Annotated in this window: 24 protein-coding genes; 23 read left to right on the forward strand and 1 reads right to left on the reverse strand. The window is 40.6% G+C overall.

Features of this window, described 5'->3' with window-relative positions; genetic code table 11:
- The first annotated feature begins 161 nt into the window (after positions 1-161).
- From J6O61_RS10255 to J6O61_RS10335, 17 genes are all read left to right on the forward strand, one after another.
- A complete protein-coding gene (locus tag J6O61_RS10255) occupies positions 162-1,151 on the forward strand; it encodes a guanosine polyphosphate pyrophosphohydrolase (RefSeq protein ID WP_292198212.1) in 990 nt (329 codons plus the stop codon).
- A gap of 50 nt (positions 1,152-1,201) precedes the next feature.
- Complete coding sequence (locus tag J6O61_RS10260) at positions 1,202-1,408, forward strand: hypothetical protein (protein ID WP_292212699.1); 207 nt, start codon at positions 1,202-1,204, stop codon at positions 1,406-1,408.
- 27 nt (positions 1,409-1,435) lie between these two features.
- On the forward strand, positions 1,436-1,903 hold the full coding sequence (locus tag J6O61_RS10265) for a GNAT family N-acetyltransferase (protein WP_292212701.1): 468 nt from the start codon (positions 1,436-1,438) through the stop codon (positions 1,901-1,903).
- A 13-nt stretch (positions 1,904-1,916) separates the two neighbouring features.
- Positions 1,917-3,827 carry an NAD(+) synthase gene (locus J6O61_RS10270; protein ID WP_292212704.1) on the forward strand — a complete coding sequence of 637 codons (1,911 nt, stop codon included), beginning with the start codon at positions 1,917-1,919 and terminating at the stop codon, positions 3,825-3,827.
- Positions 3,824-4,534 (forward strand): gamma-glutamyl-gamma-aminobutyrate hydrolase family protein, encoded by a 711-nt coding sequence (locus tag J6O61_RS10275; protein WP_292212707.1) that lies wholly within the window; start codon positions 3,824-3,826, stop codon positions 4,532-4,534. The genes J6O61_RS10270 and J6O61_RS10275 overlap by 4 nt, the downstream gene beginning before the upstream one ends.
- 292 nt (positions 4,535-4,826) lie before the next feature.
- Entirely contained in the window at positions 4,827-6,098 is a 1,272-nt protein-coding gene (locus J6O61_RS10280) for an FUSC family protein (protein ID WP_292212709.1), read from the forward strand.
- Positions 6,099-6,116: 18 nt separating this feature from the next.
- Positions 6,117-7,457 (forward strand): amidohydrolase family protein, encoded by a 1,341-nt coding sequence (locus J6O61_RS10285; RefSeq protein WP_292212712.1) that lies wholly within the window; start codon positions 6,117-6,119, stop codon positions 7,455-7,457.
- A 142-nt stretch (positions 7,458-7,599) separates the two neighbouring features.
- On the forward strand, positions 7,600-9,615 hold the full coding sequence (locus tag J6O61_RS10290) for a urocanate hydratase (RefSeq protein WP_292212715.1): 2,016 nt from the start codon (positions 7,600-7,602) through the stop codon (positions 9,613-9,615).
- On the forward strand, positions 9,608-10,909 hold the full coding sequence (gene hutI / locus J6O61_RS10295) for an imidazolonepropionase (RefSeq protein WP_292212717.1): 1,302 nt from the start codon (positions 9,608-9,610) through the stop codon (positions 10,907-10,909). Before J6O61_RS10290 ends, hutI begins: the two co-directional genes overlap by 8 nt.
- 2 nt (positions 10,910-10,911) lie before the next feature.
- Positions 10,912-11,478: a HutD family protein gene (locus J6O61_RS10300; protein WP_292212720.1), complete on the forward strand. Its 567-nt coding sequence runs from the start codon at positions 10,912-10,914 to the stop codon at positions 11,476-11,478.
- Positions 11,479-11,513: 35 nt separating this feature from the next.
- A complete protein-coding gene (locus J6O61_RS10305) occupies positions 11,514-12,719 on the forward strand; it encodes an aconitase X catalytic domain-containing protein (RefSeq protein ID WP_292212721.1) in 1,206 nt (401 codons plus the stop codon).
- Entirely contained in the window at positions 12,720-13,124 is a 405-nt protein-coding gene (locus J6O61_RS10310; protein ID WP_292212722.1) for an aconitase X swivel domain-containing protein, read from the forward strand. It abuts the gene before it with no gap.
- A gap of 191 nt (positions 13,125-13,315) precedes the next feature.
- Positions 13,316-14,410 carry an ABC transporter substrate-binding protein gene (locus tag J6O61_RS10315; protein ID WP_292212723.1) on the forward strand — a complete coding sequence of 365 codons (1,095 nt, stop codon included), beginning with the start codon at positions 13,316-13,318 and terminating at the stop codon, positions 14,408-14,410.
- Positions 14,411-14,467: 57 nt separating this feature from the next.
- Positions 14,468-15,337 carry an ABC transporter permease gene (locus J6O61_RS10320; protein ID WP_292212726.1) on the forward strand — a complete coding sequence of 290 codons (870 nt, stop codon included), beginning with the start codon at positions 14,468-14,470 and terminating at the stop codon, positions 15,335-15,337.
- 14 nt (positions 15,338-15,351) lie between these two features.
- On the forward strand, positions 15,352-16,215 hold the full coding sequence (locus tag J6O61_RS10325; RefSeq protein WP_292212728.1) for an ABC transporter ATP-binding protein: 864 nt from the start codon (positions 15,352-15,354) through the stop codon (positions 16,213-16,215).
- Between the two features lie 18 nt (positions 16,216-16,233).
- Positions 16,234-17,463: a lactate racemase domain-containing protein gene (locus tag J6O61_RS10330; protein ID WP_292212729.1), complete on the forward strand. Its 1,230-nt coding sequence runs from the start codon at positions 16,234-16,236 to the stop codon at positions 17,461-17,463.
- Between the two features lie 23 nt (positions 17,464-17,486).
- A complete protein-coding gene (locus J6O61_RS10335; RefSeq protein ID WP_292212730.1) occupies positions 17,487-18,437 on the forward strand; it encodes a C-terminal binding protein in 951 nt (316 codons plus the stop codon).
- Here J6O61_RS10335 and J6O61_RS10340 read toward each other — a convergent pair whose 3' ends face one another.
- On the reverse strand, positions 18,438-19,310 hold the full coding sequence (locus J6O61_RS10340; RefSeq protein WP_292212732.1) for a MurR/RpiR family transcriptional regulator: 873 nt from the start codon (positions 19,308-19,310) through the stop codon (positions 18,438-18,440).
- 126 nt (positions 19,311-19,436) lie between these two features.
- On the opposite strand from J6O61_RS10340, the gene J6O61_RS10345 reads away from it, so the two are divergent.
- The 6 genes from J6O61_RS10345 (at position 19,437) to J6O61_RS10370 (ending at position 25,546) form a co-directional block, all read left to right on the forward strand.
- Positions 19,437-20,633: a M20 family metallo-hydrolase gene (locus J6O61_RS10345; protein ID WP_292212733.1), complete on the forward strand. Its 1,197-nt coding sequence runs from the start codon at positions 19,437-19,439 to the stop codon at positions 20,631-20,633.
- A gap of 226 nt (positions 20,634-20,859) precedes the next feature.
- Positions 20,860-22,179 (forward strand): circularly permuted type 2 ATP-grasp protein, encoded by a 1,320-nt coding sequence (locus J6O61_RS10350; protein WP_292212734.1) that lies wholly within the window; start codon positions 20,860-20,862, stop codon positions 22,177-22,179.
- The gene (locus J6O61_RS10355; protein WP_292212735.1) at positions 22,161-22,826 is read left to right on the forward strand and encodes an alpha-E domain-containing protein; all 666 of its coding nucleotides are present in this window, start codon (positions 22,161-22,163) and stop codon (positions 22,824-22,826) included. Before J6O61_RS10350 ends, J6O61_RS10355 begins: the two co-directional genes overlap by 19 nt.
- A 19-nt stretch (positions 22,827-22,845) precedes the next feature.
- On the forward strand, positions 22,846-23,682 hold the full coding sequence (locus J6O61_RS10360; RefSeq protein ID WP_292212737.1) for a transglutaminase-like domain-containing protein: 837 nt from the start codon (positions 22,846-22,848) through the stop codon (positions 23,680-23,682).
- On the forward strand, positions 23,682-24,629 hold the full coding sequence (locus J6O61_RS10365) for a M14 family metallopeptidase (protein WP_292212739.1): 948 nt from the start codon (positions 23,682-23,684) through the stop codon (positions 24,627-24,629). The genes J6O61_RS10360 and J6O61_RS10365 overlap by 1 nt, the downstream gene beginning before the upstream one ends.
- On the forward strand, positions 24,626-25,546 hold the full coding sequence (locus tag J6O61_RS10370; protein ID WP_022766012.1) for a M14 family metallopeptidase: 921 nt from the start codon (positions 24,626-24,628) through the stop codon (positions 25,544-25,546). The genes J6O61_RS10365 and J6O61_RS10370 overlap by 4 nt, the downstream gene beginning before the upstream one ends.
- Positions 25,547-25,894: the final 348 nt, after the last annotated feature.

The raw sequence follows: 25,894 nt of genomic DNA on the forward strand, positions 1-25,894 counted from the left end.
AATAGGCCGCGAAGCGGCCGCAGATTTTGGAGGGTTTGTCAACCCCTATTTTTAAAATTTTATGGGAAATTGGGGGGATTTGGAAAAAAGAAAAAAAGAAAAAGCCCTTGGAATCTGGGCTAGAGATTCCGAGAGCCTATATGAAGAAATGGGGGATGGGAATGGTAACGCTCAATGATTATTTATATTCAGGCGATACAGTTCTTAAGATTATTCAGAGGTTTCAAAACGATCTTAAGGAAGATGCAAAGCACACTGAAAATGGAGTAGACATAATACACTGCAATTTTCTTCTGCAGCTCATGGAATTACTGGAGCATAATGACTTCCTTACATCTCAGTCACAGCGGCTGAGGGAGTTTTATAAATATATGTCTGCCGAGTATCCGTTTCTTGCTTTTACCTTCAAGGGGAGGATAAAATCCCTGATAAGGGCAGAGCAGAAGTTCAACGGGAACATAGTAGAGCATGTGTATGACTATTATGGGAAAAACAGCTCTTTTCCCAACATTACTGAGTTGAAACAACAGATGGGAGCCATAAGGGATCTGATTGCATACCGAATAGTTATATCCATGCCTGCCTGTCATCTGAAGGATGGAGAAAATCGTGAAGAGATAGAACTTAAGTACCTCTATGAGATTGCCAATGCGATCCCCGGATTTCTGGAAGAGAAAGGCTTTACAGCAGAGATTTATGGAATACCGGAGAAAGAACCTTCCGAGATGATAACAGAATCGTTAAGACCATATTACAGGGACTATATAAAGAATCCTAGTCCCTATGGATATCAGTCCCTTCACATCACGTTTTACGACAACCAGTCCAGATCGTATCTTGAAGTCCAGATGCGTACCAAGCAGATGGACGATTACGCTGAAATTGGACCTGCACATCATCTGGGATATGAAAAGAGACAGGACAAAGAAAGGAGTCGCAGGGATGCTGTACCTTCAGGGGAATGCACGTATTTTGACGAGGCTTATGAGAGGGGAATTCTGTTGCAGGGGCTTGATCTGGCCAAGGTTGATGTAAATATGTTTGGGGCGGTAAACAATCAACTTGTAAATGACGGATGTGGATTATACAGGGGAAGGCTTATCTTGCCATATGAGCATCTGTCAAGGTTTCAGAATGACATTATAGATTAAATATGAAGGAATTATAGTAATGAAAAAGGTAAGTGTTTTGCTGGATAGTGTTGAAAAAAATAAGAAGCTTTGTAGATATCATTGAAAAAAGTGAGGTAGATGCGGATCTAAGTCAGGGAAGCAGACACGTAGGTGCTAAATCATTATTTGGTGCGTTATCTATTGTGTCTAATTCTCCAGCCATATTAAGGATATATGGTGATGAAGATGCTACTAACGCACTGATTAAGGAAATAGAACAATTCATGGTTGTCTAAAATTTGCAGATGGATCGAGGATATTAAGTGGGTGACATAGTATACAGGTGGACAGATGGGAATGATGAAGACTTTTATCGATTCTACATAAAAACTGAAGAGTACTATAATCAGATTGCCGGTGGACTTGCAAACAGAACAGCATTTGTGCCATATAATGCGTCTGGCAAGATTGAAACGGTCATAATTGCCTTTGACAACGGGATTCCAGTTGGATGTGCCGGACTTAAAAGGTATTCATCTGTTGCTGTTGAAATAAAGCGTGTATGGGTCGAAGAAAGTCATCGCAGAAGGCGTATAGCAGAAGAAATGATGCATCTTATAGAGCATAAGGCGATAATGGATGGATACGACTTTGCAATACTCCAGACAAGAGATTCCATGAAGGATGCTGTTGGATTGTATGACAGGCTTGGATATACCAGAATGCCTAATTACCCTCCATATGACAAATTGGAAGGGGCAATTTGTTTTCAAAAACAGCTAAGAATATAAGGAAGATAGGTAAATGATAGACGGATATTTAAAAGTTGCAGCTATTACTCCAAATGTAAGGGTTGCAGATGTAGAGTTTAACTGTAATGAAATATGCAAATGCATAGATGAAGCTATTGGGAAAAAAGTAAAGCTGATGGTATTTCCGGAACTGTGTATAACGGGCTATACCTGCCAGGATTTGTTCTTTCAGGACAGATTATTGGAATCAGCAGAGGAAGCTCTGCTCAAAATAGCTAAGCATAGTCAGGGCGTGGATGCACTGATTTTTGTGGGATTGCCACTCTCGGTTGATGCGAAACTATACAATGTTGCAGCTGCTTTATGTAACGGAGAAATACTGGGAATTGTGCCAAAGACATTCTTGCCAAATTATAACGAGTTCTATGAAGCAAGGCACTTCTATTCAGGAAAAGAGCTTGATACTGTCATACATATTGGTGGGAAAGATGCAAGGGTAAGCAGAGATATTCTGTTTGTGTGTAAGAAAATGCCGTCACTTAGGGTCGCTGCGGAACTTTGTGAAGATCTTTGGGTTCCGAATCCTCCAAGTACTGTACACTGCTTGGCTGGAGCTACAGTAATTGTAAATCTTTCTGCTTCCAATGAGATAATTGGCAAGAGCAGATATCGCAGAAATCTTGTTAGCACCCAGTCTGCAAAGCTGGTCTGTGCGTATCTGTATGCATCCGCAGGTCCTGGTGAATCCACTCAGGATGTTGTATACTCCGGGCATAATATAATAGCAGAAAATGGAAATGTACTGTGTGAATCGGGGCGTTTCTCTGAAAATATGATCGTATCAGAGATTGATCTGGAATATCTTGAAGCTGAAAGAAGACATATGACAACATATGAGGCAAATTCCAACGTCAAGTATACCCACGTGGGATTCTCACTGAATAAGGAACAGGCAGAACTGACAAGATATATTGATTCAAAACCTTTTGTGCCTGCATTGACTCAGGAACGCGATATGAGGTGCAATGAGATCCTTACCATACAGGCGATGGGGCTCAGAAAAAGATTGGAGCATATCGACTGCAAAACGGTAGTTATTGGTATATCAGGTGGTCTGGACTCAACATTGGCACTTTTGGTTGTCGCAAAAGCTTTTGATTATCTAAAACTTGAGAGAAATGGGATTATAGCGGTCACAATGCCCGGATTTGGAACTACAGACAGAACTTATGAAAATGCAGTAAGGCTCATAAAGGAAATTGGTGCATCATTCAGGGAAGTAAATATAAGTAAGGCCGTAAAGCAGCATTTTTCAGATATTTGTCATGATGAAAATGTTCATGATGTTACGTATGAAAATAGTCAGGCTCGGGAAAGAACCCAGATACTTATGGATATTGCTAATAAAGAAAATGGAATTATTGTTGGAACAGGGGATTTGTCTGAACTTGCACTTGGATGGGCTACATACAATGGCGATCACATGTCAATGTATGCAGTGAATTCGTCTGTCCCTAAGACACTAGTGCGTTATTTGGTGCAGTACTATGCTGATACAACGGATAGCCAGGAATTGAAGGCTACTCTATATGATATTTTGGATACACCTGTTTCACCTGAGTTGTTGCCACCGGATGGAAAAGAGATTTCGCAGAAAACAGAGGATTTAGTGGGACCATACGAGCTTCATGACTTTTTTCTCTATCATATGCTGAGGCTTGTGCAAAGCCCGTCCAAAATCTATAGATTGGCTAAACTTGCTTTTTGCGACGAGTACACAGATGATGTAATTTCGAGATGGGAAAAGACATTTTACAGAAGATTCTTTGCGCAGCAGTTTAAGCGGAGTTGCCTTCCTGATGGTCCAAAAGTCGGATCTGTGGCTGTATCGCCTAGAGGTGATCTAAGGATGCCATCCGATGCATGCGTGAATACATGGCTGGAGGAACTTGATAACCTATGAAAAAACCTATTATTGGACTTGTTCCGTTATTTGATGACGAAAAAGACAGCTTGTGGATGCTTCCGGGATATATGGATGGAATTGTGGATGCTGGTGGAATACCAATAATGCTGCCATTAACTTCGGAAAAGGCTACTATTGATCAACTTCTTGATACAGTGGATGGAATCATAATGACAGGTGGACACGATGTGTCGCCGGATATATACGGAGAAGAGAAGCTTGAAGATTTAGTTGTCTGTAACGAGGCCAGAGATAGTATGGAAAAAGAACTGCTTAGACAGGCTCTTGAAAAAGACATCCCTATTTTGGGAATATGCAGGGGAATACAGTTTATAAATGCTTTTCTTGGTGGAACTCTTTACCAGGACTTAGGAAAGCAGCACCCATCAGAAACAGAACATCATCAGAAACCTCCCTATGATGTTCCAATCCATGAAGTGAAGATTATACAGGATTCAGGACTTTACAGACTTCTTCGGGAATATGTCATAAGCGTAAACAGCTATCATCATCAGGCAGTAAAAGATGTTGCTGATGAATTGAAAGTCATGGCAGTATCAGAAGATGGACTGGTGGAAGCAGTGGAACTACCAGAAAAGAGGTTTGTGTGGGCTGTGCAGTGGCATCCGGAGTTTTTTTATAAGACTGATGAAAACAGCAAGATGATATTTGGGGAGTTCGTAAAACATTGTCAGAACCTATGATTTAGCAAAAATAATGACAAGACTCAGTTGTTGTCGCAAAATTTTTGTATAAAATAGCAATTGTCAAAATAAATACAAACCGTATACTTGTATACAAACAAAGGCGTTTTGATTCACACTGTGTTTCGGAGCGCCTTTTCTTTTATTCTTTTTCATTATAACTAATCCTATATAAGTGCAATGAGACAATGGCGTTTCGGCTTGATACCGGAGCGCCATCTTTTTGCATTAAGGAAGGGAGTGTTGAGAACTGATACATGAGAAAAAGGTGGTGTACTTTCCGCATATAGGTATGCGGATTATAAAATCAGCACTTGGGGTGCTTATCTGTTTTGCAATTTATTTCATGAGGGGCAAGCAGGGAACACCGTTCTATTCGGCACTGGCAGTTTTATGGTGCATACAGAATCAGACAAAGAACACGGTGGGAAATGCACTACAGAGGACTGTAGGGACCGGTATAGGTGCAGCGTACGGGCTTGCCCATATCCTTATTAAGCAGAAGATTTTAGTACTTGGTGACAGCTTCTTTCATTACTGCATTATTGCGCTGGCACTGATTCCCATAATCTACACGACTGTTGTTATAAAACAGAAAAAAGCATCGTATTTTTCATGTGTGGTTTTTCTAAGCATTGTTGTAAACCATCTTATGGATGAAAACCCATACATATTCGTGGCAAACAGAACGCTGGATACTCTTATTGGTATATTTGTTGGTCTTGTTCTGAATTCAGTAAGTATCCATGGTGAATATGACAGACAAACACTTTTTATAGCAGATGTGGACAGAGCTATGGACGGCCTTTCTGCAGGTTTAACGCCGTACAGTCAGATCATGATAAAGAACATGCTTGAAAAAGGAATGCTTCTTACATTCATGACTCTGCGGACACCGGCGGGATTTTTAGAGGGAATGCCTGATATAAAACCTAAGCTCCCGATCATAGCAATGGATGGTGCAATCCTCTATGACATAAACGAGAACAAATATCCAAAGGTTTATGTGATATCCGCAGAACATGCCGGAAACATTGAGAACTTTATCCGAAACAGGGGATTTAACATTTTTACAACGGTAATCCTTGAGGATGTACTCATAATATATTACGACGAGTTGAAGAATACGGCAGAAAAAGACATCTATGGAAAAATGCACAAATCTCCTTACCGCAACTACCTGAACAAAGAACGACCCAAGGATCATCCGGTTGTATACATGATGTGTATTGATGAGATCGAAAAGATAGAGCAGCTGGTAAGAGCAATAAAGAAAAGCGATATCTACGATGAACTCAAGATCCTTACATATCCCTCTGATGATTATGAAGGATACTCATATATAAAAATCTATAATAAAAATGCCTCTGTACAGAACATGGCAGATTACCTGAAGAGCATTACCGGTTCGGAAGAAACACTGACATTTGGTGATAACAAAAGGAACAAAACGGATTTCTGTTATACAGAGTGCGACCGGATAGTGAGAAAACTGCATCGTCTGTTTTATTTCAAAAGAAGGGAATCGGCTGTGAACGATGTAAACCTGCTTAAACTTCAGTGATTTTTGTTGGGAGGAGTTATGAAAATTTTTAATCCGAAATATGTATATACTTCAAACGAGTTTTTAAACGATGCCGGAATTCTTGTTGATGATGATGGCATCATAAGGAAAATCTGTGATTTTCAGGAATTAAAAGCAAAATATCCTCAGGCGGAAGTTGAAACCTGGAAAAATATGGTTATGGTTCCGGGAGGGGTGAATGTCCATAATCATTCTTTTCAGATATTACTTCGTGGAATAGCGGCAGACAGACCTTTCCTTGAATGGAGAGATAAGTCACTTTATCATTATTCACCACTTATGACAAAAGAAGATATTTATGTGGGCGCATTGTTCTGCTTTGCAGAGATGATGAAAAGAGGTGTTACGTGCGTCAGTGACTTCTTTTACCTGCATAATTTTGGCACAGATTCAGATTATGAAATTATTCGCGCTGCAAAGGATCTAGGAATGAGACTGGTTCTTTCAAGAACCATGTATGACTGGGATGGCGCTCCCTCCGAATATGTGGAAACGATTGACAGGGCAGTCAAAAGTACAAAGATGCTTGCAGATGAGTTTAACGGCAAAACCAAGGATATGATAACAGTCCTTCCTTCGCCACATTCCCTGCATGCCGCTTCTCCGGATATGATAGTTGCGGGACATGAGCTGGCAAAGGAGCTTGGAACCAGATTCCATATTCACGTTGCGGAAGAAAAATTTGAGGTTGAGCAGGTGATGCGTGAGCATAACGGGCTAAGTACCATCGAATATCTGGATAAGCTTGGGGTTGTAGATGAACATATGATGATCATTCATGGCGTTTATCTAAAGCCTGAGGAAATTAAGCTTATGGGTGAGAGAGGAGTGGGTCTTGCTTACTGTCCTTCAAGTAATATGTTCCTGGCTGATGGAATTACGAATATTCCAGATATGATACAAAATGATGTACTTATCGGACTTGGAACCGACGGTGCCTGCGGAAATAATAGAAATAGTGTGTTTGAGGAAATGAGAATGGTATCTATTCTTCAAAAGGCGGCTACCTGTGACGCAATGTGCGTAAACTACAAACAGGCTTTTGATATGGGGACAATAAACGGCGGAAAGTTACTAGGGCTGCCTGTTGGAGATATAAAAGAAGGAATGAGAGCGGATTTTGCAGGCATTGATCTTGATGATCTGTCAATGCTGCCAATATCTGAAAATCTTGAGCAGATGCTTGCAAATATAGTTTATTCCCTGGAACCTACGGCAGTAAAAAATGTCGTGATTAACGGAAAAGATACAGTACATGATGGCATAATATGCGGAATAAGCGAAGAAGAGCTTGTTGAAAAAGTACGTGACACCATGAAGGCACTTAATGCAAAATAAATGAAATTATTATTGACAATAATTATTTTAATGATATCATCAATTGTAATACAAGTATTTATAAAAAGAATACGAATTATTAGAGGCAACGACGCTGAGATATGTGTTGTTGCCTCTTTTTATTTTTAAGGAGGAGAGCGTTATGGAAGAATGTATGAAGATTACACTGGATGATGAACTACCAAAGATGCCTGCGTTTGTTGAAGGTATAAGAAGAGCACCTTCACGAGGCTTTCATCTTACATATGAACAGACTGTCACTGCTCTTAAAAATGCGCTTCGCTATATCAATCCCAAATATCATGAAGAACTTATACCTGAATTTCTAGATGAGCTTTACACAAAAGGCCGTATCTACGGTTACAGATTCAGACCTGAAGGGAGAATTTACGGAAAGCCTATCGATGAATACAAAGGGAAAAGCCTTGAGGGAAAAGCCTTTCAGGTCATGATTGACAATAATCTTGATTTTGAAGTTGCCTTATATCCCTACGAGCTTGTTACCTACGGTGAAACCGGAAGTGTGTGTCAGAATTGGATGCAGTACAGACTCATTAAGAAATACCTCGAAAATCTTACAGAAGATACGACACTGGTAATCGAATCGGGTCATCCGCTGGGACTATTCAAATCAAGACCGGAAGCTCCCAGAGTTACTATAACAAACGCTCTTATGATCGGTGAATTTGATAATCAGAAGGACTGGGAAATTGCTGAAGAAATGGGAGTTGCCAACTACGGTCAGATGACTGCCGGCGGTTGGATGTATATAGGTCCGCAGGGTATTGTCCATGGAACATATAACACATTACTTAATGCAGGAAGAAGTGAACTGGGAATCCCGGTGGATGGGGATCTCAGAGGGCATTTGTTTGTAAGCTCCGGACTTGGCGGAATGAGCGGTGCTCAGCCAAAGGCTGCCGAAATAGCAGGAGCAGTCGCAATTATTGCTGAGGTTGATTATTCCCGCATACAGACAAGACTTGACCAGGGGTGGATAAGAGAAAGCTCAGACGATCTGGAGACAGTATTTAAACATGCAAAAGAAAAAATGGATGAAAAGGTACCATATTCCATTGCTTATCACGGAAATATAGTAGATCTTCTGGAATATGCAATCAGTAATCACATCCACATTGATCTGCTTTCGGATCAGACATCATGTCATGCCCAGTACGACGGAGGCTATTGCCCGCAGGGAATCACATTTGAGGAAAGAACAAAACTTCTTTCTGATGACAGAGATAAATTTATCGAGCTCGTCAATATCACTTTACGTCATCATTTTGAGCTTATCCGCAAATGCCATGAGGACGGCACGTATTTCTTCGATTATGGTAACTCGTTCCTTAAAGCAGTATATGATGCTGGAGAAAAGACTGTTTCAAAGAATGGAATTGATGATAAGGACGGATTTGTATTCCCTTCATACGTTGAGGATATTATGGGGCCTAAGCTTTTTGATTTTGGATATGGTCCTTTCAGATGGGTATGTCTCTCAGGTAAAGAGGATGACCTTGAAAAAACAGATACAGCTGCTATGGAGGCAATAGATAAAGAGCGCAGGTATCAGGATCTCGACAATTACAACTGGATACGTGATGCAAAGAAAAACAAACTTGTAGTCGGCACACAAGCCAGAATTCTCTATCAGGATGCAATAGGTCGAGTGAACATAGCGCTCAAATTCAATGAGCTTGTAAGGAGAGGCGAAATCGGTCCTGTAATGATAGGAAGAGACCATCATGATGTTTCGGGAACGGATTCACCATTTAGAGAAACATCCAATATTAAGGATGGTTCCAATGTCATGGCAGATATGGCTGTTCAGTGCTATGTGGGTAATGCAGCAAGAGGAATGAGCCTTGTAGCCCTTCATAATGGCGGGGGCGTTGGAATCGGCAAATCCATTAATGGTGGATTTGGACTGGTACTGGATGGCAGCAAGAGAATTGATGAAGTCATTAAAAGCGCGATTTTGTGGGATGTAATGGGAGGTGTTGCAAGAAGAAGCTGGGCAAGGAATTCCAATGCCATAGAAGTTGTAAAGGAATATAACTCAAGTTACTTTGGTGAAAGTCAGATAACACTGCCTTATCTCGCTGATGAAGATATGGTAAAGACTGCAGTCAGAAAGACCTATGAATCACATGAATAAAACAATAATTAAAAACATTTCGCAAATAGCCACACCTGAGGGCAAGACAGCACTTCACGGCAGTGAAATGAACAAAATAAAAATAATAGAACATGCAGCCATCTATATTGAAGATGGAATAATAAAGGATCTTGGAACTGAGGGAGAGGTATTACAGAGAGTATGCCCAAACAACAGGCATACAAAAGACGGAAATACAGAAGGCACAGATGAAATAAGGACAATAGATGCGGGCAGAAAATGTGTGATACCGGGCTTTGTAGATTCACATACACATTTTATCTTTGCAGGTTACCGACCGGATGAATTTGTACGCCGTTTGCAGGGCACATCCTACATGGAAATTATGAATATGGGTGGCGGTATAAGCAGTACTGTAAAAGCTACCAGAAACGCCGATAAGGAGCATCTCTATGATCTTGGGAAGAGCAGAATACAGGATATGCTAAGCCAGGGAATAACCACAATCGAGGGAAAAAGTGGTTACGGTCTGGATTTTGATACAGAAAACAGAATGCTTGAGGTTATGGAAGATCTAAACAGAGACACTAAGATAGACATCAGTATTACATATCTCGGAGCCCATGCGGTTGCTGAAGAGTATAAAGGAGATGCGGACTCATACATTGACTTTATGATAGCTGAAGTGCTTCCGGTGCTTAAAGACAATAAAGCAATAGAATTCGTTGATGCCTTCTGTGAGGATGGGGGCTTCGATTTGGATCAGACAAAAAGACTTTTAGAAGCAGCAGGAAAGATGGGATTTCATCTCAAGATGCATGCAGATGAAATTGTACCTATAGGCGGAGCAGAACTTGCGGCTAACCTTGGATGCACATCTGCGGATCATCTCCTTGCAGCTTCTGATACCGGAATTGAAATGCTCTCTAAATCAGATACGGTTGCTACTTTACTTCCATGTACTGCATTCTGCCTGGGAAAACCTTATGCAAATGCAAGAAAAATGATCGACGCCGGTTGTGCGGTGGCACTTGCAAGTGACTTTAATCCCGGAAGCTGTTTTACTCAGTCAATTCCGCTTTTTGCCGCATTAGGAGCAATCCAGATGAAGATGACACCACAGGAAGTTTTGTGTGCGCTTACTCTGAACGGCGCAGCAGCGATTAATAGGGCTGACAGAATTGGTTCAATAGAAATAGGCAAGAAGGCAGATCTTAATATTTTGAAATATGAGGACTATAGATTCCTGATCTATAACACTGCTGCAAACACAGTAGATACCGTAATAAAGAATGGCGATATTGTTGCCGGTGAGGGCCGGGAGATGGAATAAATATGATCAAAACAATTCGTAAAGAGGAAATGAAAACAGTTGGGTGGTCGGGGGGAACAACTACGGAAATAATGATTCTTCCCCAGGACTCATCCTATAAGGAAAGGACATTTGATGTAAGAATAAGTTCAGCCACAGTTGATGTCGCAAAAAGTGATTTTACTAAGCTGGATGGCGTTCATAGAACATTAATGGTTCTTGATGGAAAAATGGCACTTTATACCGATGATAAACTGCTGGCTGATCTTAGCCCGCTTGAAAAAAACGAGTTTGAAGGAAGCGATAACATAAGATGCCTGGGGCAGGGGCGGGACTTCAATCTGATGCTGAGAAACGGCTATAAGGGGTCTGTTACAGGTTTTAAAGTTAATGCAAAAGAAGTTATTGAAAAAGTAGCCGCAAAATGCGGAGATGTGATTTTTGTACATAAAGGGGAAGTGGAGCTCAGTGACATAAAAGATGGAATAAATATTGATAAAGGTAATGCTGCTTTTATTGAATCTGATAAATACTCAATAAAAGCGCAGGAGGAAAGCGTATTTGTAATTGTAGAACTAAATGGGTTCTAAAATTCTGATAGTGCGTTTCAAGGGAGGAGCTATGTATGAAACTGACTGATGAACAAAAAGCCATGCTGGAGGGAGAATATGGCGAAGGGGCTGCATATGCCATGAAAATAGAAGTTGCAATCGGAGAATCTTTTGATGCAGAAAGAATGGTTCCGATTACACGGGCACATGTGGCACTCAGTAACCAGGATGCGGATCTCTGGTTTGCGGAAAAAATGCTTGAAAAGGGTGCGCATTGCAGGGTATCACCTACGGTTAATCCGGGATTTTGCGTATCATTTTTTAAAGAAAGAGGACTTGTAAAAGATGAAGATGCCGAAATGATGATGCGCACTCATAATGCATATAAGGGACTTGGGGCTACACTTACATATAACTGTACGCCTTATGTAGCAACGAATATCCCGAATTACGGCGAGATATGTGCTTTTTCCGAGTCGAGTGCAACACCTTACGTAAATTCCGTTTGGGGTGCAAGATCAAACCGTGAGGGTGCCAACAGTGCTTTATGTGCAGCTATTACCGGATTCGTTCCGGAGTATGGACTTTTACTCGATGAGAATAGGAAAGGTAATATTCTTGTCAACATAGAAGCTGATATGAAATCGGATTTTGAGTACCATCTTCTGGGATATTGCGGCAAAAAAATAGGCCCGGGGATCCCTGTTTTCACAGGACTTCCTTCACATATAAGCCCCGAATCACTTACTAATCTCGGAGCTCAGCTTAATACCTCGGGAGCTTACGGAATGTACCATATTGTTGGGTTTACCCCGGAAGCAAGAACGATGGAGGAAGCTTTTGGCGGTAAAAAGCCGGAGCGCGTAGTAAATATTACAAACAAAGACCTGGAGGACATTCTGGAACAGATATCTTATTCAGGTAACAGAAAGATTGACTTTGCCATGTTCGGATGTCCTCATTTTACATTGAATCAGGCAAAGCATATAGCATCAAAAGTTGAGGGGAAAAAACTCAGCGTGCCGTTGTGGATATTGACTTCTTATCACGTAAAGGAGCTTGCGGATCGCATGGGCATTACACAGATTATCGAGGATGCGGGAGGAAATATTATCCCGGATACATGTCCAGACCAGCCCTGCTGGAACTGGCTTAATGGGAAGGTGGGAGTAACGGAATCACCAAAATGCGCTTATTATCCAAAAAGAAGGGGAATCGAATTTGTGATAAGAGATCTTGATACTTGTATTGAAGCAGCAATAAAAGGGGAGGTGATCTAAATGGGCAAGCGCTACTCATGTCATAAGATATCTGAGGGTAAGGCAGACGGTGAAGCCCTTGTGTCTTTAGATGATATTATGTTTTATCTTATAAAGCCTGAAACCGGTGTGGTTATTGAGCCTTCGCACGATCTGTACGGAAAAAGTATGGCTCAAAAAATATTGATATTTCCAAGCGGAAAAGGTTCAAGTGTGGTTCAGGCAGACGGGCTGTTTCAGCTAAATAAAAACGGTAATATGCCAAAGGCAATGATCATACAGTATCCGGAAACGGTGCTGGTATCGAGTGCAATTATTATGGATATACCGATGGTTGATAAGGTTGATCCCGCATTTTATGAGGATATAAAGAGCGGGGATGAGATTATTGTCAACGCGGACGAAGGATATATTGAAATAATTTGATAAAAAGAGTTGACATGACATCGAATTGATGATATAAATCATCATAAATAAAATATTGATGAAAACATTAACGAGTGGCAATGGTGCTAAAAGGTTCCATTGCTGCTCGTTTTATATTTTAAAAAGAGCACTCTTTTTGAAATATGAATGTTTCAAATATAACAAGGGTGAGGAGCCCGGAGGAGGAAATTATGAGAAAGAAGTTTTTAGTTACTGCAACAACGATGGCTATGACACTAATGACAATTACAGGGTGCGGAGCATCAGATGCATCTGTTAAAACTACAGCTGATACAGCTGAAAGCACAAGCTCAGAAGAGGATTCCGTTGAACCTGCATCTGAAGATACTGCTTCAGAAGAGAAGACGGATGATGCAGAAGGTGGTTTATACGATGGAAAAGTAATACTTGGTCATTCTTCCTGGATCGGATATGCACCGCTTAATGTAGCAGATGAGTTGGGATTATTTGAAAAGCATGGAGTAGATGTAGACATCCAGTCATTTGAATCTAAATCAGATTCAAGAGCTGCTCTTGCTGCAGGCAGAATACAGGGTATGTCAACAACGGTTGATACTCAGGTTATGAGTGCAGCTCAGGGACTTGATATTCAGATAGTTCTTGCTGAAGACACATCGGACGGTGGTGACGGACTTTCAGCAAAGAGTGAGTTTACTGATATTCCATCACTTAAAGGACATACCGTAGCACTTGATACTTCAGGCGGTGCTTCCTATTTCTGGTTCCAGTATCTTCTCAAGGAAAATGATATGACTTTGGATGATGTTGAAGCTGTGAATATGAGTTCCGGTGATGCAGGAGCTGCTTTCGTTGCAGGAGAAGTAGATGCAGCAGTAACCTGGGAGCCATGGCTTTCAAGGGCAAAGGAAGCAGAAGGAGGAGCAGTACTTGTTGATTCATCTGCAACACCGGGTATCATCGTTGATGCACTTGCAATGGATACCAAGTTTGCAGAACAGTATCCCGATACTGTAAAGGGAATCATCGAAGCCTGGTATGATGCTGTTGATCTTATTAAGACAAATCCCGATGAGGCTTATCCTATCATGATGAACTTTACAGGCGATGAGACAGTAGAAGCTCTTGAGGGTGAACTTGAAGGAGTTACATTCTATGACAGAGATGGTAATAAAGCATATTTCGGAGGAGATATCCAGAAAATAGCAGGCATGGCTGCAGACCTCTGGGTTGAAACAGGACTTATCGAGAGTGCTCCGGATATGGATTCAATGATAAATGGCAGTTTTATTGATGGTCTTGAATAAAGAATAATTGTTGCCGGGACCCTGCTAAGAGGTTCCGGCAAGAAAAAGAGGTATTTTATGGAGAGTATGGCGATTGTGGCAAACAAAAAAAGAGTAAATGAAGAAGTAAACGTCATTCAGGAAAGCCAAAAAAGGAAATACCTGTCGGATGCATTTACACCAAAAGGAACTATTAAAAGCAGGTCTTACATTACTATATCCGTTGTATCATTTTTGCTTATCTTTTTGGTATGGTGGTATGAATGTAATCTGGGTGGTGTAAACTCCATGTTTCTTCCATCTGTTGCGAGTACCTTCGAATCTGCAAAGCATATGTTTTTGAAAGAAAACTTTCTTTTTGATATTTGGATGTCTGTTCAAAGAGTACTGCTTGGCTTTGCTATTTCCGCGGTTGTTGGTATTCCGCTTGGACTGCTTATCGGAACTTACGCACCGGTTGCTGCCTTTCTTGAACCGCTGTTTTCCTTTTTCAGGTATCTTCCGGCGTCTGCATTTATTCAGCTGTTTATTTTATGGATTGGAATCGGCGAATCTTCAAAGGTTGCAATTATTATTGTAGGGAGTCTTGCACAGATAATCCTTATGGTTGCAACTAATGTAAGAAATGTAAGTATCTCACTTGTGGAGGTTTCCTATACTTTGGGAGTAACAAGAGGATCCGTATTTTGGAAAGTTCTTCTTCCGAAATGTATGCCGGATATCGTTGATACACTCAGAATGGTTCTTGGATGGGCGTGGACATATATCATCGTCGCAGAGATGGTCGGAGCTTCAGAAGGTGTTGGATTCATGATAACCCAGGCAGGACGTCAGTTCATGATTTCAAAGATATTTGTCGGAATTATCACTATCGGTATCATCGGACTTGCTCTTGATATGATGTGTATGTTTTTTAAGAAAATACTGTTTCCATGGAATGAAGATTAAAAGAGGACAATGATATGGCAGGATATGATCATATAGATTCACCCAAAGAAGTTGACTATTATGTAGACGATAAAGGTAATTACTACAAATTACATAACGGCGTGGACATTATTAACGTGACAAAACAGTTTGAAACAAAGGACGGAATGGTACAGGCTCTCAATCCTGTAAGCCTGCATATTCGTGATAAGGAATTTGTAGCTATTCTCGGTACTTCCGGGTGCGGTAAATCCACTCTTCTTCGTATGATAGGAGGATTTGATCAGCCCACAACAGGAAGCGTGATGTTTCATAAAAAGGAAATCCACAGGCCCAGTGCATATATTGGCATGGTATTCCAGTCCTATACATTGTTTCCCTGGCTTAATGTTCACGATAATATTGCATTTGGGTTACGACAGCTTAAGAAGCATACACCAAGTGAGATCAATGATATTGTACATGAGTATACAGAACTGGTGGGCCTTAAGGGCTTTGAAAAGAAATATCCCAAGAATCTGTCAGGCGGTATGAAACAAAGGGTTGCCATTGCCAGAGCACTTGCAACCGATCCGTCCGTACTTTTACTTGATGAACCCTTTGGGGCACTTGATATGCAGACGAGGGAAGTCATGCAGGAACTTTTACTTAATGTATGGCAGAGATCTCCCAAGACCATTGTTATGGTGACTCACGATATAGACGAGGCAATTCTTCTTGCGGACAGAGTGGTTGTAATGACATCAAGACCCGGCAATATCAAGGAGATTATTGATGTAAATCTTGAAAGACCAAGAAACTGGAAAATAAGAAATACAGAAGAATTCCTGAAATACAGAGAACGATGCTCGGAGCTTATAAGGCAGGAAAGCATGAAACTTATCCAGACAGCGTCGTAAACGCAGGCAGGCGAAAATATGGCAGTACTTTTAAAAGAAGAATATGAATATGAATTACCGGAGATGTTTCCGGTGAGGCAGATATTTAAAGATGAAGCATTGCAGGATATTGAAGGAAGCGTGCTACAGGAGCTTGGAAAAAAAGAAATATCGGAAAAGTTACGTCCCGGAATGAAGGTTGCTGTTGCAGTCGGAAGCAGGGGAATCGCAAATATTTTTACTATAGTCAAAACCTGTGTGGATTTTTTGATTGAAAACGGCTGTAAGCCCTATATCGTTTCTGCCATGGGAAGTCATGGCGGCGGGACTGAAGAAGGACAAAGACAGGTACTTGCCGAATACGGGGTGAGTGAGGAGAATCTGTCGGTACCGGTTATAACTACAGTGGACACAATATTGTGTGGTCACAGAGAAAATGGCACTCCCGTTTATTTTGACAGGGCTGCATCAGAAGCAGATTTGATTATTCCAATAAACAGAATAAAACTGCATACGGATTTTGATGGACCGCTTCAGAGCGGGCTTTGCAAAATGCTTGTCATAGGACTTGGAAATCAAAAGGGCTGTTCCATTATGCACGAGACAGAACCTGAAGAATTCGCAACCGGTCTTGAGGATGCAGCCGGATTGATCCTTTCCAAAATGCCTGTGGGATTTGGGATAGCTGTGATGGAAAATGCTTATGATCATACCTGTCTCATAGAAGCTATACCGGGAGAAAAAATCATAGAACGGGAAAAGAATCTGGTAAAGGATTGTGCAAGCCTTATGCCCTTTATAAGGATAGAAGAAGCGGATGTTCTAATTGTTGATGAGATTGGAAAGGAGATATCCGGAGCGGGATACGATCCCAATATACTTGGACGAAGCAGCATGTTAAAGGCCAGGAGGCTACATGTTCCCAAATTTAAGCGAATGATTCTTCTCGATGTCACGAAAAAATCCCACGGAAATGCGATTGGAATAGGGCAGTTTGATTTTGTGACAAAAAATGTTGTCGATAGCATGGATAAAGAAACAGTATATGTTAATGCGCTTGCTGTTAAATGTCCTGAGGATGCCAGAATACCTGTAATTGCACGGGACAGAGATGAAGCTGTCAGGATGGCACTTCATTGTTGCAGAGATATAGATAAGAAAAATCCCAGGATACTTGAAATAAAAAACACGGCAGAACTTGATATTATTAGGTTATCAGGGGCATACGAAGAAGAGGTCGAAAAAAATCCTTATCTACAAAAATTATAAATAATTGCGAGCAGGATAAGACTATGGCAAAAGTAGCATATTATAACATGCCCGGGGACATCAGTTACGAAAAGCATCTGCTTGATGAATGGAATATAAAGGAACTCATTCCGAAAACAGTCAAAGGAGATGATATTGTAAATAATCTTCAGGGCTATGACGGACTTGTAACTGAATATACTATTTTGGATGAAAATACACTAAGACAACTTCCGGAGCTTAAAATAATAGCTTTGCAGAGTGTGGGGTTTGATGAAATAGATATAGCCGGTGCAAGAAGGTGCAATATAGACGTTACAAACTCGCCCGGATACTGTACGGATGAAGTTGCTACACATGCTATGGCGCTACTTCTTAGTCTTGTAAGGAAAATAGCTTTTTATGACAAAGCAACGCATGAAGGAAAGTGGGATCCCTTTGAAGGAAACACTATGCATAACTTGAAGGGTATGACGGCAGGTCTTTTTTCATTTGGAAGGATTGCCATGACCTTTGCAAATATGCTTAAAGCTTTCGGTGTGAGAGTAATAGCATATGATCCTTCAAAAAGTGGTGATTTTATGAAGGATCATGGAGTAGAAAAGGTAGATGATCCAAAAGAACTTGTTTCCAAAAGCGATATCATATCTCTTCATTCGCCTTTAAACAGCAAGACCTATCATATGATTGATAAGGAACTTTTAAACGCCTGCAAAGAAAATGCCATTTTGATAAATACGGCAAGAGGTGCTCTTATAGATGAGGATGCTTTATACGAGGCACTTCTTACCGGAAAGATCAGTATGGCAGGCCTGGATGTTTTGGAAGACGAAAAAAGTCATAATTCAAAGCTCTTTTCGCTAAGCAATGTGATCATAACTCCACACACCGCTTTTTTATCCGAAGAATCCATGCAGGAATGCAGAAAAATAGCACTTGAGCAGCTTGTCACAAAGCTTATTAAAAATGAAACACCTGAAAATCTGGTAAATTAGTTACTTATCGTAATATATTTGGTTTTCCTTTTCAAAGGCTTCAATTTTTGAGATGCGCTTTTTGACATTAGGAAGTGCTTTTGCAACATCATTCATTAAAAGATTGGTAAATGTAATCGGAACCCCATAATTATTAAATACAGATGATGTTGTTATCGGCAAAATAACAGTGTTTTCAGCATCTGCATACATCGGACACATACGGCTGTCAGTTATCAGATGGTATTTAATGCCTGATGCTTTAACCTGTTTTATCATATCAATCAGATCATTTGCATAACGTGGGAATGAAAATACCAGAATTCCGGTTTCTTTTTTATTTTTAAAAATGAGGTTTTGAAATTCAATGGAACCGGGAGTTTCCATATAAACATTATCTCGCATCTTACTTAGCATGTATGTTGCATAAGGAAGAATGGTCGAAGTATATCTGGAAGATACGAGATGTATGCTCTGAGATTCTGAAATGAATTTGACGAGTTTACTGTATTCATCAGATTCTGTGACAGATAAAAGCTTTTGCAGATTAGCGCATTCTTCATCAATGATTTCTTTATGAATGTTTCCTTTTTTATCAGCGTTTCTTTGGATTCTGTCGGGGGCAGTTATATTATCACAAAATGTGCTGTGAAGATTTTTTATAAAATCGGAGTATCCAAGGAAACCTAAATCCTTACAAAATCTTGAAACGCTTCCCTGACTTATTCCAACAGCGTCTGCAACTTCTTCTGCTGACATAAATCCAAGATCCATATAGTGTTTTTCTATGTATAAACCGAACTTTTTGTAAGTAGAGGAAGATAATGCAAGGGATGATACCCTGTCCATCATTTCTTCGTAACTGATAGGAGATGTTTTTTTATTTTTTCTCATATTAAGAACCCCGATGTAAAAATTATGATAAAATCATTCATTTGCCGTCGCGCGTGAATACAATCATTAAAACACGCCATGCCGGTACTGTCAATTCAAATTGGTTTTATCAGAAAAGAGGCATATATGAATATTGAAAACGAACTTAAGGAACTTACCTGTACTATTGCCAACCCCGGACTTAATGAAGATGGATCCTATTCAAGGTTACCTTTTTCTGAGGAATATTTTTTATCAGTCCAGATTACCGCAGATATATTGGAAAAAGAAGATCTTGATGTACACATAGATACTGTAGGGAATGTTATAGGTACCTTAAAAGGAACGAATCCCGAAAGAGGAAAGATCATGATAGGTTCGCACCTTGATTCCGTCAAGGAGGGCGGCCTATATGACGGAGCGCTGGGGGTTGCTTCAGCCATTATGTGTATAAAGCTTTTAAAGGAAAACAATATAAAATTGAAGCATGACCTTTTGATAAGCGGATTGCAGGCGGAAGAAGGAAGCCCGCTTGGTGGTACTTTTGGCAGTCGTTCCATGATGGGACTTATTTCTATTGATGAAGAATATGAGAAAGTTCTCAGAAGCTATGGCATCACAAAAGATGATATAGAAAAAGCCAAAATAGATACCGGTGATATTAAAGGGTATATGGAGCTACATATAGAGCAGGGAAAAATACTTGAAACCGGCAACATTTCCATAGGAATAGTAACAGGAATAGTCGGAATTTCAAGGTATATGATAACAATAAAAGGGGAATGTAACCATGCAGGCACAACGCCTATGAGGATGCGAAAAGATGCCCTTATCTGTGCAGCCAAGGTTCTTACATTTATAGATGATCAGGCAAAGGGAAGAAAAGATAATCTTGTCGCAACTGTAGCACGTATGGAAATATTGCCTTCTGCGATAGCGGTTATTCCCGGTGAAGTACAGATGCTGCTTGAAGTAAGGGATATGGAAAAGGCTTCAATAGATGCGTTTATGGAGAAGGTAAAGGGCTTTTGTGATCAGCTTGAAGGATTTGATATAGATATTCGGATAATAATAGAGAAGCCGTCAGTTTATTGTGATACAGATTTTGGAGATGCCATAAGAGAAGCCTGTGATATAGAGGATTTAACCTATACAGCAATCCAAAGCGGCGCAGGGCATGACGGTAATGCCTTTGGCAGTAAAATGCCAATAGGAATGATATTTGTACCAAGTGTTAACGGATTAAGTCATTGTAAGGAGGAGTATACAAAATGGGAAGACGCTGAAAAAGGTGTCAGAGCCTTGTACCGTACGCTGCTGCTTTTGGATGAAAAAATTTTTTAAAAAAATATCTTGCCAAACCGGTTGCAATCTGTATACTAGTAGATAAACAAAGGCGTTTTGATTCACACAGTGTTTCAGAGCGCCTTTTCTTTTATTCTTTTTCATTATAACTAATCCTATATAAGTGCAATGAGACAATGGCGTTTCGGATCGATACCGGAACGTCATTTATTAATTTAGGAAGAATTACACCATCTGTTTTATTTCAGAAGAAGGGAATCGGCTTATGAACAATGTAAATCTGCTAAAGCACACAGATGATGTCAATGCTCTGCTGGCAAGGTATGGAGTGAAATTCGGAATCTATAAGAATAACGAGTTTAAGGAACAGCTTTTTCCTTTTGATGCCATACCAAGGATCATAGAACATGATGAATTTGTATACCTTGAAAAAGGGCTAAAACAGCGAGTTACTGCATTAAATCTTTTTCTTAAGGACATATACAGTGATAAGAAGATAGTCAGGGACGGCGTTGTGCCGGAGGATTTTATCTTTGCGTCAAGCGGCTATATGGTCGAGTGCGAGGGAGTTTGCCCGGTAAAAGGAATTTATTCCCACATATCAGGAATCGACCTTGTAAAAGGTAAAGACGGGCAGTGGTATATATTGGAGGACAACCTGCGTGTTCCTTCAGGAGCTTCGTATCCCATGATAGCCAGGGAGCTCTGTAGAAGGAGTTCACCCGGAACATTCAATGATGTCAGGCTTGAAGACAACCGAAATTATGCAAAGCTCCTAAGGCGGACTATGGATAATGTTAATGTCGGGGGACACACAGTTATCCTAACACCCGGAAGATATAATGCTGCATATTTTGAACATTCTTATCTTGCTGAGCAGACGGGAGCACATCTTGCCAACGGTTCTGAGCTGATCGTGGAAAATGACAAGCTATACTTTATAACTGCTGATGGAAAGCATGAGAGAGTCGGGGCTGTTTACAGAAGAATCTCTGATGAATACCTTGATCCTATGAATTTCAACCCCGAGTCTGTCATAGGAATTCCGCATATCTATGATGTTTTCAGGAAAGGCAACGTTGCCCTGATAAACGCACCGGGCAATGGTATTGCTGATGATAAAGGCATTTACTATTTCGTCCCCAAAATGATCAGCTATTATCTGGGCGAAGAGCCAATACTCCAGAATGCACCGACATATCTGCCCTTCTATGAAGAAGATATGAAATATGTGCTTGATAAGTTTGACAGTTTGGTACTCAAGGATGTGGCAGAAGCGGGTGGCTATGGAGTGGTGTTTGGCAGTTCAATGACAATGGAACAGAAGGAGAGCTTTATAAAACTTCTCAAGGCAGAGCCAAGAAGGTTTATCGCACAGGAAGTCATCGACTTCCAGGATCTGGATATTCTTGAAGGCGATGATATGGTTCCAAGAAAAGCAGACCTCAGGGCATTTGTACTGATGGCAGATGAGCCACTTGTATGGAAAAGTGGTCTTACGCGTTTTTCAAGGAATCCTGACTCATTCATTGTAAATTCTTCACAGGGAGGAGGGTTTAAGGATACATGGGTATTATCTCAGTAGAACAGACAAACAGATTATACTGGCTGGGAAGATATGCAGAGCGGGTGTACACGTTGGTTAGATGTTATTTCAAAAGCTATGACACCATGATTGATGAAATCCGTGAAAGCTATCATGATTTTTGCCAGATGATTGATATACCGGACATTTACAAGGACAAGCAGGACTTTATGAAATCTTATCCCTTTGATGAGAACAATCCTGATTCAATAATCAGTAATCTCATTAAGGCTTATGATAATGCAATCGTGCTGAGAGAAAGCATTGGCTCAGAGTCTCTTTCATACATACAGCTTGCAATTTATGAGATGAACAAGGCAAAGCTCAGCGATGCACCTCTTATTGAGCTGCAGTTTGTGATAGATGATATTCTCGCGTTTTGGGGAATGATAGATGACAAGCTGGATGATGATCACGTAAGGAACATAATCAAGTCAGGAAAAAGGATTGAACGATTTGATCTTTATGCAAGACTTGGCCTTGGAAGAGAGGTGCTGGTAAGAGAGGCAAACAGAATGATTCCAAGGATTGAAAAGAGCGGTATGGACATAAAAAAAGACAGACTCGAGGAAATCCGCAAGGCTGTGGAAGAACAGGAAGTAGATTATTACGGTGTGATAAGAATGGTAGAAACATTGATCACCTAAGGTTTAAGGATGTGATGTCATGAAAAAACTTCATTTTGATTATTGCATGGAAATCCGCTATTCTGCTGATGTTTCATGGTGCTGCTACACTATAAAGTGTATCCCAAAGGATAGTGACAGACAGAAAATATCGAATATAAAGATCGATATGATACCAGAAACAAAAGCAGAATGGGCTACCGATTCCCACGGAAACAGATACATATATGGCAGCAATGAGATACCGCATTCATATTTTAAATATCACATTAAGGGTGATGCAGAATGCGGATGTGCGACGCATGAATCTGTTGCGACTGAAACTGAAGAGATGATATACAGGCATAGTCATGGAATTACTGATCCTGGAGAAAGGCTTAGGGAGTATATGGAATCCATAAGGGCTTCTATGCCTTCTTTTGATGATTTGAGATCACTTGATAAGGCAAAGCAGATAATGGAAAGACTGCATGGTTACCTTGTTTATGAAAAAGGCTGCACCGGCATAGGCACAGGGGCTGAGGAAGCTTTTTCTATTGGAAGGGGAGTATGCCAGGATTATTCCCATATCATGATCTCACTCCTTAATATGTCAGGATGTTCAGCCAGATACGTAACCGGACTCATCATAGGAGAGGGTGAATCTCATGCATGGGTGGAAGTTGTAGATGATGGAAAATGGTATGGCCTTGACCCGACAAATAATATTCTGGTGCAAGACTCACACATAAAAATAGGCTGTGGCAGGGATGCAACTGAGTGCCAGATTAATAGGGGGATTATGCATGGGGGAGGAGAGCAGACACAGGATATATATGTGAATGTATCTGAGATAAGCCCCGGACAGAGCATCATAAGCAGAGGAGCATTGTTCTGATGATAAAAACTGTAGCAGAGGTAGCACTACCAGTTGATGAAGTTTTAAGAATAAAAAAAAGACGCATATTGCCGGATGGCTCTGAAAGTGTTCCGAAGCGAATAAGCATTGTTACAGGAATACACGGAGATGAGCTTGAAGGGCAGTATGTATGCTTTGAGCTTGCAAGGCAGATAGAGGAAAACAAAAAGTGCCTTAAGGGAATAGTTGACATCTACCCTGCCATGAATCCACTTGGGATAGACTCGGTGACCCGAGGGATACCAGCTTTTGACCTTGATATGAACAGGATATTTCCGGGAAATACAGAAGGCAATATGACAGAATTACTTGCTGCAAATATTTTAAAGGATGTATCAGGATCCGCTGTGGTGCTGGATATACATGCAAGTAATATTTATCTTACTGAGATTCCGCAGATAAGAATCAACAGACTCCATAAAGAAGAACTTGTCCCACTTGCAAAGCACTGCAATGTTGATTTTGTCTGGATACATGAAGCAAGTACTGTTCTTGAGTCTACGTTTGCATACAGCCTAAACCATGCGGGAACACCATGCCTTGTTGTTGAGATGGGCGTTGGGATGCGTATAACAAAAGAGTACGGTGACCAGCTTGTGGATGGGATACTGGGGCTAATGCATTATATGGGAATGTGGACCGGAGAAACGAAAACACCAAGAAAGCCTATTGTTTCTGAGAATGCTGAAGATGTCTGTTTTCTCAATGCGGCATCAGGTGGGCTTTTTATCCCTGATGTGAAGCACTGGGAGAAGCTTTGCAAGGGCGACAGGATTGGGAGGATTATTGATCCGCTTTCCGGGCAGGTTTTACAAAATGTTGAAAGTCCTGTAGACGGAATTCTTTTTACCATAAGAGAATATCCGATTGTTGATGAAGGATCGCTCATTGGCAGACTGCTTAAAAAGGAAGTCATGGCTGTATGAAAAAGAAGATTATTTATGAGATCAAAGGGCTGTACAGAGACAGTTTCAGAATAACAGGTTTTGAATTTGGAAAGGGCAAAAAGTCTCTATGCATTGTCGGAAGCATGCGGGGAAATGAAGTTCAGCAGTTATACTGTTGTTCCCAGCTTGTAAAAAAATTCAGGCAGCTTGAGGAAGAAAGACGAATCCGTCCGGATGTCAAAATTCTGATTATACCCTGCTGTAACCCATATTCGATTAATACGCAGAAGCGATTCTGGACTATTGATAATACTGACATAAACAGAATGTTCCCAGGGTATGACCTAGGGGAGACTACCCAGAGAATTGCCGACGGCATTTTTTCTCAGATAAAAGATTACGAGTATGGGATTCAGTTTACATCATTTTACATGCCGGGTGAGTTTATACCACATGTGAGACTAATGGATGAAGGATATTCTGATGTTATAACGGCAATGAAGTTTGGAATGCCTTACGTTGTAAAAAGAACTGTCAGACCGTATGATACGGCAACGCTGAACTATAACTGGCAGGTGTGGAACACAAAAGCATACAGCCTCTATACATCTACAACAAGCAGGATTGATAAAAAGAGTGCCGGTCAGGCAGTGCTGTCTATTCTTAGATTCTGCAAAAGCGTTGGATTTGTAAAATACCAGGAAAATGGTGATCACCCGTCAATAGTTATAAGTGATAAGGAGCTGATTAGTGTCAGAACTGCCAAATCAGGCATATTTGAACCGCTTGTAAAAGTGGGAGACAGTGTGGATGAGGGGACTCCTCTTGCTGAGATCATAAATCCCTATGATGGTTCAGTAATGGAAACATTGTACGCGCCAAGAAGAGGTACGCTGTTCTTTATGCATTCTGACCCGATTACATATGCGGAAACAGCAGTGATAAAGATGGTATGAGATGTACTATTGATGGGGACTGAGATGATATGGTAAATTGGAAAATAATAGAATAAATGCAGGTAAACTGACAAAAAGGGGCCAATCCAGAACTCGTTGTGTATAAAAAGAGATAAAAAATTGTATACAAAATCTCTTGACATGTTTTTTATACAGGAGTAAACTTCATATTCATAAAGACAAAGGCGTCTTAGAGAGTACTCTCTAAGGCGCTTTTTGCATATATGGGTGCATGATCCGCGGACTATACACTAATGTGTATACATGTATTCCATAAAAACTAAAAATAATACAGCATAAAGATTAAGACTAAGCGATGCAATGGGGCATCATACTACAAAAACGTAG

It is taken from the genome of Butyrivibrio sp. (genome assembly GCF_017635265.1).
GTDB lineage: Bacteria > Bacillota > Clostridia > Lachnospirales > Lachnospiraceae > Butyrivibrio.